At 51.5% G+C, this 13357-nt stretch carries 8 protein-coding genes; 7 read left to right on the top strand and 1 reads right to left on the bottom strand.

Annotated elements, in window-relative coordinates; genetic code table 11:
* Positions 1 to 4: 4 nt before the first annotated feature.
* A complete protein-coding gene (locus ACZ42L_RS08140) occupies positions 5 to 589 on the top strand; it encodes an HAD family hydrolase (protein ID WP_464715786.1) in 585 nt (194 codons plus the stop codon).
* Between the two features lie 41 nt (positions 590 to 630).
* On the opposite strand, the gene ACZ42L_RS08135 is transcribed toward ACZ42L_RS08140, so the two are convergent.
* The gene (locus tag ACZ42L_RS08135; protein WP_464705771.1) at positions 631 to 1590 is read right to left on the bottom strand and encodes a transporter; all 960 of its coding nucleotides are present in this window, start codon (positions 1588 to 1590) and stop codon (positions 631 to 633) included.
* A gap of 417 nt (positions 1591 to 2007) precedes the next feature.
* Between ACZ42L_RS08135 and ACZ42L_RS08130 the strand changes: the two genes are divergently transcribed.
* The 6 genes from ACZ42L_RS08130 to ACZ42L_RS08105 all read left to right on the top strand — a co-directional run bounded on the left by ACZ42L_RS08130 (position 2008) and on the right by ACZ42L_RS08105 (position 13335).
* Entirely contained in the window at positions 2008 to 4293 is a 2286-nt protein-coding gene (locus ACZ42L_RS08130) for a GH92 family glycosyl hydrolase (RefSeq protein ID WP_464715785.1), read from the top strand.
* Positions 4283 to 6631, top strand: a complete 2349-nt coding sequence (locus tag ACZ42L_RS08125; RefSeq protein WP_464715784.1) for a glycoside hydrolase family 3 N-terminal domain-containing protein — start codon at positions 4283 to 4285, stop codon at positions 6629 to 6631. The genes ACZ42L_RS08130 and ACZ42L_RS08125 overlap by 11 nt, the downstream gene beginning before the upstream one ends.
* Positions 6632 to 6644: 13 nt before the next feature.
* A complete protein-coding gene (locus ACZ42L_RS08120) occupies positions 6645 to 9830 on the top strand; it encodes a S41 family peptidase (protein ID WP_464715783.1) in 3186 nt (1061 codons plus the stop codon).
* A gap of 106 nt (positions 9831 to 9936) precedes the next feature.
* Positions 9937 to 10257, top strand: coding sequence for a metal-sulfur cluster assembly factor (locus tag ACZ42L_RS08115; protein ID WP_464698056.1), 321 nt, complete (start codon positions 9937 to 9939; stop codon positions 10255 to 10257).
* A gap of 12 nt (positions 10258 to 10269) precedes the next feature.
* On the top strand, positions 10270 to 11034 hold the full coding sequence (locus ACZ42L_RS08110; protein ID WP_464698054.1) for a UDP-2,3-diacylglucosamine diphosphatase: 765 nt from the start codon (positions 10270 to 10272) through the stop codon (positions 11032 to 11034).
* Positions 11035 to 11148: 114 nt separating this feature from the next.
* A complete protein-coding gene (locus ACZ42L_RS08105; protein ID WP_464715782.1) occupies positions 11149 to 13335 on the top strand; it encodes an alpha-galactosidase in 2187 nt (728 codons plus the stop codon).
* Positions 13336 to 13357 lie beyond the last annotated feature (22 nt).

Below are 13357 nucleotides of genomic sequence, written 5' to 3'. Positions count from 1 at the left end.
CAGAATGAAAAAGGTTTTTGCTTTCGACTTTGACGGCACGCTGACCACGCGCGATACCCTCATCGACTTTATCCGCTTTGCCCGTGGCAACGTCGGTTTCCTTGTGGGATTTCTGCTTTACAGTCCGTTGTTGGTACTGATGAAGCTGCATTTGTACTCCAATGATAAGTCGAAGCAGAAGGTATTTTCGTATTTTTTCAGGGGCATGCAGTTGGATGAGTTCAATGGTCTCTGCCGTCGGTATGCCCATGAGCGCCGGCATATCCTGCGTGCATCTACACTCCAAATCCTGCGCGAGGCATTGCAAGAAGGAGCTGATGTTTACGTGGTCAGTGCGAGTGTAGACAGTTGGGTCGCTCCATTTCTGGCAGAGGAGAATCTGGAGGTGACGGTACTGGGTACACAGATAGAGGTAAAGGACGGTAGATTGACCGGTCTTTTCAGCAGTAGAAACTGTTACGGGGCAGAGAAAGTGGAACGTCTGAAAGCTGTATTGCCTGCCCGTGAAGGCTTCCATCTGACCGCTTACGGCGACAGCTGGGGCGACCGCGAACTGCTGGCTTGGGCCGATGAAGGCCATTTGGTATAGCCGTTGCCGACTCCTTTGTCGACCGTCTATACCTCTGCGGCTTACCACTTCAGTATGCCGTATTTCTCTTTATACCACAGTTGCCACGTGTTGATGACGTTCTGCCATATCATGTAGGCGCATGGTGCGATGACAGCTAAAGGATTCAGGAAAGTGATGGTGAGCCATATTCCCACAATAGTGTTTTTCTGTCCGAGGGCCTGTCCGCCACTGATGCTGTCTCCATATTGGTGGCCGACGAACTTTCCGATGCCGAACAGTGTCAGACAGATGAAGAGAGGCAGTATGAGCATGAGCAGAAGCATGTGGCTGGAGAGCTGGGCATGGAGCATCGTTTTCAGTGTGAAGCCCATCAATATCGACAGGTTGATGCTCCAGATATAGAATGCCAGATTCTTCCGCCGCTTGAACCAGCCTGCCACTTTGGGCAGATAGCGGCGCGTGAGCAGTGCCAGACAGAGCGGTACTACCAAAACCATAACCACGCGTTTGAGTACCATGAAGAAGGCAAACATAAAGGTGATGTCGGCAGCTTTCTCTACCATAGGGAAGAAGAGCGGTATGATGAGCGACGTGAAGCAGTTGGCTATGATGGTGTAGACGGTCATAGAAGCGATGCTGCCGCCGAGTTTCTCGGTGATGACGGCTGCTGCTGCGGCCGTAGGGCAGATGACACAGATGAAGATACCTTCCAGCAAGACCTTCTGTTCGGGGTCGCTTGTGTGGAGAATGGCCAGCACTGCCAATGCCGACAGGGCTGTCCTGATGCCTTGTAACCAGAAATGCCACTTGTGAGGTCGGAAATCATCCATCCTGATTTTGCAGAATGTGACGTACAGGATGAGGAAGATGAGTACGGGCATGACGTCTACCAGATGCGGCCCGACGATGTTGCCAAAGGGTTGCAACATAGGAACTTGGGAGAACAGAAGGTAGACCAAAGAACCAAAAACAATGGCACAGAGCAGTGTCCATTTCTTGATAAAAGCGAGAAAAGCCATACGGCGGCATATTAAAAAGTGTCCTTACAAAAGTAATACATTCTGCCGTGATGGCAAAATATCATACCCTGGTTTTGTCGAAATACTTTACTCCATTTACTGCAAAGGCCCAACAGCGATACTGCCGAGGCTCTGCAACGTTGCTGTTCGGGCTTTGCAGCACTGCTGCGGAGGCTTTGCAGTTTTTTAAAGTTGACGAGTTGCCGAGTTAACGAGTAGACATGATACTGATTGAAGTAGGCAAGTTGACCTTATCGACAATAATATTACTATCACAGATAAAGACTTAGCGAGTAGACTAATAGACCTGTCTTCGAGTTGATAATCATACATATTTCTTGTGACATATTCGTATTTACTCCCGTTTTTATGATTATCTTTGCAAGTAACAATGAACTATCAAAACCTAAGTATTAGATGAAACGAATAATCGCAGCGGTATTCGCGGTGTTGTTTACTTTTGCTTCATACGCAGTAGGGGTAAGGAATGCTGTCGATTATGTGAATGTACTCGTGGGTACACAGTCAGAATTCAAACTTTCTACAGGTAATACGTATCCTGCCATAGCCATGCCGTGGGGTATGAACTTCTGGACTCCGCAGACGGGGAAGATGGGCGACGGCTGGCAGTATAGCTATACGGCCTACCACATTCGCGGTCTGAAGCAGACCCATCAGCCCAGCCCGTGGATTAATGACTACGGGCAGTTCTCGCTGATGCCTACTGTGGGCAAACCTGTATTCGACGAAGAAAAGCGCGCCAGTTGGTTCTCTCACAAGGCCGAGGAGGCAACTCCATACGCCTACAAGGTGTATCTGGCCGACTACGACGTGACGGCCGAGCTGTCGCCTACGGAACGTGCTGCCCTGATGGAGTTCACATTCCCGGCTACCGAAGAGGCAAACGTGGTCATTGATGCCTTCGACAAGGGTTCGATGGTGCGCGTGATACCGGGCGAGAACAAGATTGTGGGCTACTCTACGCGCAACAGTGGTGGTGTGCCTGATAACTTCAAAAATTATTTTGTGATGGTGTTCGACCATCCCATCAGCCAATATCTCATAGCCAAGGACGGCAAGCTGTTGAGCGGCGAGTCCGAAGTCCGGTGCGGGCATGCCGGTGCTGTCGTCACGTTCAGTACGAAGCGAGGCGAGAAGGTAGGGGTACGTGTGGCATCGTCGTTTATCAGTTTGGAACAGGCCGAGCGCAATCTGCGCGAGCTTGATGGCAAGAACATGGAGCAACTGAAGGCACAAGGACGACAGCGCTGGAACGAAACGCTGGGGCGTATCGAGGTGGGCGACGAGTCGTCTACCGACCATCTGCGTACGTTCTATTCGTGCCTGTACCGCTCGCTGCTCTTCCCCCGCAGCTTCTACGAGCTGGATGCCGACGGGAAACCAGTGCATTACAGTCCTTACAATGGCAAGGTGCTGCCCGGTTATATGTTTACCGACACGGGGTTCTGGGACACCTTCCGCAGCCTGTTTCCCCTGCTGAACCTGATGTATCCGTCGCAGAGCGCGAAGATGCAGGCCGGCTTGGTCAATACCTACAAGGAGAGTGGTTTCCTGCCGGAGTGGGCCAGCCCCGGACATCGCGACTGCATGGTGGGCAACAACTCTGCTTCGGTGGTGGCCGATGCCTATCTCAAAGGCCTTTGTGGCTACGATGTGGAGACCCTTTGGGAGGCTGTGGTGCATGGAGCTAATGCCGTTCATCCCAAGGTGTCGTCTACCGGACGACGCGGTTGGGAATACTACAACAAACTGGGCTACGTGCCTTACGATGTGAAAATCAATGAGAATGTGGCCCGCACGCTGGAGTATGCCTACGACGACTGGTGCATCTATCAGTTGGGTAAGGCGTTGGGCAAGTCGGAACGCGAACTGAAAGTGTATCGCCAGCGTGCCATGAACTATCAGAACGTGTTTGACAAGGAGACCGGTCTCATGCGTGGCCGAATGCAGAATGGGCAGTTCCAGTCGCCTTTCAATCCTCTGAAGTGGGGCGATGCCTTCACCGAAGGCAACAGCTGGCACTATACCTGGTCGGTGTTCCACGACCCACAGGGGCTTATCAACCTCATGGGGGGCAAGTCGAAATTCAACGCAATGATGGATTCTGTGTTCAATGTTCCGCCCGTGTTCGACGACAGTTACTACGGCCAAGTGATACATGAGATTCGCGAAATGCAGATTATGAACATGGGAAACTATGCACACGGCAACCAGCCTATCCAGCACATGATATATCTCTACAACTACAGCGGACAGCCGTGGAAGGCCCAGAAGTGGGTGCGCACGGCGATGGACAAACTCTATACGGCCATGCCCGACGGCTATTGCGGCGACGAAGACAACGGGCAGACATCGGCCTGGTATGTGTTCTCGGCCTTGGGTTTCTACCCTGTATGTCCCGGCAGCAACGAGTATGTGCTTGGTACGCCCTATTTTACCGACATGACGCTGCACTTGGAGAATGGAAAGACGATGAAGATTCAGGCCGACAGTCACGAGCCGTATATAGCTTCGATGCAGCTGAACGGGCAGGACTATACCCGTAACTATCTGCGCCACGAAGACGTGGTGAAGGGTGGAAGCATCAGATTCCGCATGTCGGCCACCCCCAACAAGCAGCGTGGAACGCAAGCCGACGCTGCACCTTATTCACTCAGTAAACCTAGCAAGAATGAAAAATAGAAACCGACTGTTATGTGCCGTGGTGTCTCTCTGTGTGGCAGGGAACACGATGGCTGCCCAGAAAAAGTATCCCTATCAACAGGCCAACCTGCCCATTAGTGTGCGTGTAAGCGACTTGCTGTCGCGCATGACGCTGGAGGAGAAGGTGGGGCAGCTGCGCTGTACGCTGGCGTGGAACTATTATGAGATACAAGGAAAGAAGGTCGTGCCTACGGCCTTATTCGAAAAAGAGGTGGGACAGGAGCATGTGGGTATGCTGTGGGCCACCTATCGTGCCGACCCCTGGACTCGAAAATCGCTCTCCAACGGGCTGAATCCCGAACTGGCTGCCAAGGCCGGCAATGCCATGCAGAAGTATGTGATGGAGAAAACAAGGCTCGGTATTCCATTGTTTTTGGCCGAAGAAGCGCCCCACGGGCATATGGCCATCGGGGCAACGGTGTTTCCCACGGGCTTCGGAATGGCTGCTACATGGAGTCCGATGCTCATCGAGGCGGCCGGAAAGGTGATAGCCAAAGAGATTCGCTTGCAGGGTGGACACATCAGTTACGGTCCTGTGCTTGACCTGAGTCGCGACCCCCGATGGAGCAGGGTGGAAGAGACGATGGGCGAAGACCCCACGCTTGCGGGCGAGATTGGGGCTGCGATGGTGCGCGGACTGGGTTCAGGAAAGCTCTCCAATCCTTATGCTACGCTGGCTACACTGAAACATTTCATAGGCTATGGCACGACAGAGGGCGGACAGAACGGTAATCCAACCTTCCTCGGTATGCGCGAGATACAGGAGAATTTCCTCCCCCCATTCAAGAAAGCCATTGATGCCGGTGCACTGTCGGTGATGACCTCGTACAATTCGCTCGACGGTATTCCCTGTACGGCAAACGATTATTTCCTGAAAAAGGTGTTGCGCGAGGATTGGAAGTTCCGTGGTTTCGTGGTGTCAGACCTGTATAGTATTGATGGTATCTGGCACACCCACCATGTGTCTGCGACCCGTCAGGAGGCCGGTGTGATGGCCCTGAAGGCCGGTGTGGACGTGGATTTGGGTGCATTGGCCTATCAGCCGTTGGTAGATGCGTGCCAAAAGAAGATGGTGGATGAGGCTGCCATTGATTCGGCTGTGGCCCAGGTGTTGCGCATGAAATTCGAGATGGGCCTTTTCGAACATCCGTACGTAGACCCTAAACAGGCCGCTAGAGGAGTGAGAACGCTCGATAATATGGATGTGGCTTACCGGGTGGCACAGGCAGCTGTGACGCTGTTGGAGAACAAGCATCATGTGCTGCCGCTGTCGAAGACGATGCGTGTGGCGGTGGTAGGCCCGAATGCCGATAACGACTATAACCAGTTGGGCGACTATACAGCACCTCAGGACGAAGGCAATGTGAAGACCGTACTCGACGGAATCAGGCAGAAGATAGGCGACGCAAACGTGGAATACGTGAAAGGATGCGGTGTGCGCGACACGGTAGATGTACATATCGACGATGCTGTGGCGGCTGCCAAGCGTGCCGATGTGATAGTGGCTGTGGTCGGAGGGTCTAGTGCCCGCGACTTCAAGACGAGCTATAAGGAGACAGGAGCAGCCGTGAGCGATAGCAAGAGTGTGAGCGATATGGACTGTGGCGAAGGCTTCGACCGTGCCACGCTGTCGCTGCTGGGGCGCCAGAACGAGTTGCTCGCAGCGCTGCGTGCCACGGGGAAACCGCTGGTAGTAGTGTATATCGAGGGGCGTCCGCTCGATAAGGTCTGGTCGGCCCGGCATGCCGATGCCCTGCTGACGGCCTATTATCCCGGTCAGGAAGGTGGTCGCGCCATTGCCGATGTACTCTTCGGCGATTACAACCCGGCCGGTCGACTGCCTGTGAGCGTGCCTGCCGCTGTGGGACAGTTGCCCGTGTATTATAACAAGAAGTCGCCTGAAACGCATGACTATGTAGAGATGCCGGCCCGTCCGCTCTATGCTTTCGGTTATGGTCTGAGCTATACAACCTTCAGATATGCCAACCTGGCTGTGAAACCGATGGGGCAGAGGCGATTTGAAGTAAGTTTCGACGTGACCAATACGGGTAGTCGGGATGGTGAAGAGGTGGCCCAGCTCTATCTGCATGATGAGGTGGCGTCGACGGTTCAGCCCATCAAGCAGCTTAAACACTTTGAGCGCGCGATGATAGCCAAGGGGGCTACACGGCATTTCAGCTTCGTGGTAGACGAGGAAGACCTGTCTATTGTAGACCGAAACATGCAGCGCCGTGTAGAACCGGGACGCTTCGACGTGCTCGTGGGCAGCTCTTCAGACAATATATTATTAAAAGGTAGCATAGAAGTGAAGGAATAAATAGATGGTTAACATGAAGAAACAATTATTATTGGCAGTGGCTTTGGCATCATCGATGTGGGCTTCTGCACAGACAAATCCATTGTGGATGCGCTATAGCAGTATCTCGCCGAATGGGCAGACGATAGCATTCTCGTATAAAGGCGACATCTTTACCGTGCCCGTGACAGGTGGAAACGCACGGCAGATAACTACCAATGCAGCCTACGATTCGTACCCTGTGTGGAGTCCGGATGGGCGAAAGATTGCGTTTGCTTCGAGTCGCGAGGGGAGTCTGGATGTCTATGTGGTGAATGAGAATGGTGGCGTTCCGACACGATTGACCTATAATAGCGGTGACGAAATACCGATGGCGTTCAGCGATGGTATGCACGTATTGTTCTCATCAAGCTTGATGCCGACGGCAAAATCTATTATCTTTGCAAGTGCGCAGTTCCCACAGGTATATCAGGTGAGTACTGAAGGCATGGCCCGCCCGACGCTTTTTTCGGGTCTGCCGATGTGCGATGTGAATATCAATAGCCGTGGAGACCTGCTCTATCACGACCAGAAAGGGTATGAAGACCCTTGGAGAAAGCACCATACATCGCCCATCACGCGTGATATATGGATGAAGCGCGATGGCAAGTATAGCAAACTGACCAGTTTTAACGGCGAAGACCGCAATGCGGTGTGGGGCAGTGGAGATACCTATTATTATTTAAGCGAGGAGAGTGGGACCTTTAATGTGTACCGTAGGAATATAGACGGAAGCGGCAAGCAGCAGTTGACAAGCTACAAGGGCAACCCCGTGAGATTCCTGTCGCGTAGCAACGACGGTACGTTGTGCTATGGTTACGATGGTGAAATCTACACGCTGCGAGAAGGACAGCAGCCTAAGAAGGTGGCAGTCAATGTAGTTTCCGATCGCAATGACATTGATTTGGACCGCCAGACGTTGACTCGTGGTGCGACGGAAATAGCGGTTTCGCCCAGCGGAAAAGAGATTGCTTTCGTGCTGCATGGCGATGTGTACGTCACATCGGTGGAATATAAGACAACCAAACAAATCACCAATACGCCCGAACAGGAGCGCAGTATAGACTTTGCACCCGACGGAAGAAGTATCGTCTATGCCTCGGAGCGTAACGGACTGTGGCAGATTTACCAGTCGACTATCAAGAAGAAAGAGGAGAAACTCTTTACTTATGCTACCGAGATAGAGGAAGAGCAGCTGGTGAAGAGCAATCAAACTTCGTTCCAGCCTCGTTACAGTCCGGATGGTAAATCGGTGGCCTACCTGGAGAACCGTACCACATTGAGGGCGGTAGACGTAAAGAGTCATGCCCTGCGCACGCTGATGGACGGCAAGTATATGTACTCGTATAGCGACGGCGACCAGTGGTTTGAATGGAGTCCTGACAGCAAATGGCTGCTCAGCAGTTATATCGGTACGGGTGGATGGAACAACAGTGATGTTGCGTTGGTAGATGCTTCGGGGTCGGGAGTAATCCACGATGTAACCGAAAGTGGCTACAACGATGGCGATGCGAAGTGGGTATTGGGTGGCAAGGCCATGCTCTTCCAGAGCGATAGGGCCGGCTTCCGCAGTCATGGCAGTTGGGGTTCGGAGTCGGATGCTTACTTGATGTTTTTCGACTTGGATGCCTATGAGCAGTTCAAGATGACGAAAGAAGAGAAAGGACTCTTTGACGAAGCGAAAAAGAAAGACAAGAAAGATGATGCCAAAAAGGACGAGAAGAAGCCTAAGAAGGTAGAACCTCTGAAGTTTGACTTGGATAATTGCCGCGACAGGGTGATAAGACTGACTGTCAACTCTTCCCACATGGGCGATGCAATTCTGAGTCCTGGCGGTGATACCCTGTATTATCAGGCTTCTTTTGAGGGTGGTTACGACCTGTGGCGACACGTGATTCGTGATGGTAAGACGGAGATTGTAGCGAAGAATATAGGTAGTGGCGGACTGAAAGCTGATAAAAATTTCAAGAACATTTATTTGTGTAACTCTACCATTAAGAAGTTTGATGTGGGCAAGAACAGTTCTTCTGCCATCAGCTTTGAGGCCCGTTTCGATTATCAGCCCTATAAGGAAAGGCGGTATTTGTTCAACCATGTGTGGCAACAAGTGAAGGATAAGTTCTATGATGTCAATCTGCATGGAGTGGATTGGGATGGTTATCGCGCTACTTATGAGCGCTTCTTGCCTTATATCAATAACGGTTACGACTTTCGGGATATGCTCAGCGAACTGTTGGGTGAACTGAATGCGTCGCATACCGGTGCTCGCTTCTATGCCGATGGAGCTAGATTGAAGACGGCTGTATTGGGTCTTTTCTTCGACCAGACGTACACCGGAGACGGTCTGAAGGTGGAAGAAGTAATCAAGCGTGGTCCATTTGCAGTGAAGAATACGAAGGTTCAGCGTGGAAGTATCATCGTGGCTATCGACGGACAGAGGATAGAAGCTGGCAAAGCCTACGATATGTTGCTCGATGGCAAGGCTGGAAAACCGGTTCGGGTGACGGTGAGCAATGGTGGCAAATCGTTTGATGTGACTGTTCGACCTATCAGTAAATCTCAGCAGGACGAACTGCTTTACAAGCGTTGGGTGGACCGCAACCGTGCTATGGTAGACAGTCTGTCGGGCGGACGATTGGCCTATGTACACGTGAAAGCGATGAACAGCGAGAGTTTCCGCACCGTCTTCAGTGAGTTGTTGAGCGACAAGAACCGTCAGAAAGAGGCTGTCATCGTAGATGAAAGACACAATGGTGGCGGTTGGTTGCACGACGATTTGTGCACATTGCTGTCGGGTAAGCAGTATCAGAGTTTCGTTCCGCGTGGGCAGTTTATAGGTTACGACCCTTGGAACAAGTGGGTAAAGCCGTCTTGCGTCATGGTTTGTGAAGACGATTACAGCAATGGTCATGGTTTCCCATTTGTCTATAAGACACTCGGAATAGGAAAGGTTATCGGTACACCTGTAGCTGGTACGATGACGGCTGTGTGGTGGGAGCGACTCATGGATAACCAGATGGTATTCGGAATCCCACAGGTTGGCTGCCGCGACATGAACGGAGTATATGGCGAAAACAACACTCTACAACCCGATATAGAGGTGTATAATACACCCGAAGATAATCTGCAAGGCAACGACGAACAGTTGAAGCGTGCCGTAGAGCTGATGTTGAAGAAATAAGGCGAATCCTTTGTGGGATTCATCGAAAACATTATCTTTGTAAAAGAGAGTATGTATCATACAGAGCCGGTGCTTGCATCGGCTCTCAAAAATGAGAAAATAAAATATGACACAAGAACAAAAGACTGCAATAGAAGAGCGTATCGTGGATGTGCTGAAGACCGTCTACGACCCCGAAATACCCGTGAACATCTGGGATTTGGGCATGATTTACAAGGTTGATGTGCAGGAAGATGGCAACGTAGAGGTCGATATGACCTTCACATCGCCCTCATGTCCGGCGGCCGATTTTATCCTCGAAGACGTCAGAACCAAGATAGATAGCGTCGAGGGAGTGGTATCCAGCAATGTGAATCTGGTGTTTGAACCCATTTGGGATCAAAGTATGATGAGCGAAGAAGCTCGTGTGGAACTCGGTTTCGACTAAAAACAATTAGCCATGAAGAATGTGTATTTCCTTTCAGACGCCCATCTGGGTTCGTTGGCCATTGAGCACAGCCGCACGCACGAGCGCCGGTTGGTGCGTTTCCTTGACAGTATTAAGGATAAGGCTGCTGCCATCTATCTGCTCGGAGATATGTTCGACTTCTGGAACGAATACCGCTATGTAGTCCCAAAAGGCTATACGCGTTTCCTCGGAAAGTTGAGCGAACTGACCGACCACGGTGTGGAAGTGCATTTCTTTACCGGTAATCATGACATCTGGACGTATGGGTATCTGGCCGAAGAGTGCGGTCTCATCGTGCATACCAAGCCTGTGACCACCGAGATATATGGAAAAGTGTTCTTCTTGGCGCATGGTGATGGACTCGGAGATCCGGACAATAAGTTCAAATTCCTACGCAAACTATTCCATAACCGCACTTGCCAGCGGTTGCTATGTGCCATCCATCCGCGTTGGGGCATGTCTCTCGGACTGAATTGGGCTAAGCATAGCCGCATGAAAAGAGCCGATGGTAAGGAAGCACCATACATGGGTGAGCATAAGGAATACCTCGTACTCTTCACCAAAGAGTATATGAAAACGCACGCTGACATCGACTATTTCCTCTATGGGCATCGCCATATAGAACTGGATCTGATGCTGAGCAAGAAGGCCCGAATGATGATTCTGGGCGACTGGATATGGCAGTTCACCTACGCGGTGTTTGATGGTGAGCATATGTTTATGGAACAATATATTGAAGGAGAGACTCAACCTTGAGTCTCTCCTTTTCTTTTTTTATCTATTTTTTTGCTAGCTTTGTAAGCAAATAGAACTTCTACTAAATCGTGGATGGGGCTAAACTTCCCTTTTCAGCAATCAAAACAAATGTATATGAAGAAACTTTTATTGGCCTTGATGGCCTTGATGAGTGTGTCGGCGGCAGCTATAGCCGACAACAAGACCTACCGAATCAGTACCGACAAGACCGAGCTTGTGCTACAGGTAGGAGACAATGGACGACTGTATCAGACCTACTTGGGCAAGAAACTGAAGTTTGCCGACGAGGCTTCCAAGATTTCCTATCGCGTGGGGGCAGGGCGCGTGGGAGCGAACAATGTGGCAGGATGGGAAGTGTATCAGTGCTCCGGAGCCGAAGATTACTACGAACCGGCCCTGGGCGTCGTGCATGCCGACGGCAATGCCACGACCTATCTGTACTTCCTGTCGGCCAGCGAGAAGAGCGTAAAGGGCGGTACGGAATACATTTTTAACCTGAAAGACAACAAGTATCCCGTCTATGTATCGTTGCACTACGTGGCCTATCCCAAGGAGAATGTCATCAAGCAGTGGACCGAAATTCGGCATGAAGAGAAGCGTAGTGTCAGGATGCGGCAGTATGCTTCGGCCATGCTGTATCTCGACCGTAGCAAATATTACCTGACACAGTTCAGCAGCGACTGGGCCAAGGAAGCACAGCAGGCTACGCAACAGTTGCTGGCCGGCAAGAAGGTGATTGACACCAAGCTCGGAACGCGTGCCAATATGTTCATGCAGCCGCTCTTTGAGGTTGGGCTGGACGAACCGGCCAACGAGCACCGTGGCACGGTATTGCTCGGTACGCTAGGCTGGACGGGCAACTTCCGCTTCACTTTCGAGATAGACAACTCAGGCATTTTGCGTGTCATATCAGGCATCAATCCCTATGCCTCGGAATACGAATTGCAACCCAAGACCACATTCAAAACCCCGGAATTCATCTTCACGCTGAGCACCAACGGAGTAGGCGAAGGCAGCAGAAACCTGCACGATTGGGCGCGACAGTACCAGCTTCACAAGGGGCAAGAACCCCGTATGAGTCTGCTCAATAACTGGGAAAACACGTATTTCAGTTTCGACCAGACCAAGTTGGCAGCTCTGATGAAAGAGGCCAAGACCTTGGGTGTAGATTTGTTCCTGCTCGACGACGGCTGGTTTGCCAATAAATATCCGCGCAACGACGACCGTGCCGGTCTGGGCGATTGGGAAGTAAACCGCAGTAAGTTGCCAGGTGGCGTTCCTGTTCTGGTCAAGGCTGCCAAAGAGGCCGGTGTGAAATTCGGCATCTGGATAGAACCGGAGATGGTCAATCCCAAAAGCGAACTCTTCGAGCAACATCCCGACTGGGCCTTCACATTGCCCAACCGCGAAACTTACTATTATCGCAATCAGCTGGTACTCGACCTCAGCAATCCGAAGGTTCAGGACCATGTGTTCGGCGTGGTCGACCGCATCATGAGCGAGAATCCTGATGTAGCCTTCTTCAAGTGGGATTGCAACTCGCCCATTACCAACATATTCTCGCATTATACCAAGAATCAGGACAATCTCTACGTGGACTATGTGCGCGGTCTGTATAAGGTTTGCGAGCGTGTGAGAGCCAAATATCCCGACGTCACATTGATGCTCTGTTCGGGTGGTGGTGGCCGGAACGACTATGAAGCATTGAAATATTTTTCTGAATTCTGGTGTTCAGACGACACCGACCCTGTTGAGCGTCTCTACATACAATGGGGTTTCTCACAATTCTATCCGGCCAAGGCCATGTGTGCCCACGTTACCGATTGGAACAAGCGTACCAGTGTTAAGTTCCGTACCGATGTGGCTTCGATGTGCAAGTTGGGCTTCGATATAGGCCTGCAACATCTGAGTGCCGACGAGCTGGCTTTCTGTCAGGGGGCTGTGAAAAACTGGAATCGATTGCAGGCTACTATCATGGACGGAGCGCAATATCGTCTGGTATCGCCCTATGAGGGCAATCACATGGCAGTGAACTATGTGGACGAGGCGAAGCGCAAGGCAGTCTTGTTCAGCTACGACATTCATCCACGCTACGAGGAGAAGCTGGTCACGGTGAAACTACAGGGACTCGACCCTGCCAAACGGTATCGTGTAACGGAAATCAACCTCATGCCTGGTGCCAAGAGCTCGCTTCCTGAGAATGGCGGGCTGTATTCGGGCGACTTCCTGATGAACGTGGGTCTCCACGCCTTTACGGCAGGCGACATGCACAGCCGAATGATAGAACTCACCGCCGAGTAAACCTTTTGCCCTGCCAGCCAAG

The sequence above is a fragment of the Prevotella mikamonis genome (assembly GCF_055381405.1).
The sequence above is the reverse complement of the archived record's forward strand: the minus strand, read 5'-3'. Positions and strand labels throughout refer to the sequence as shown.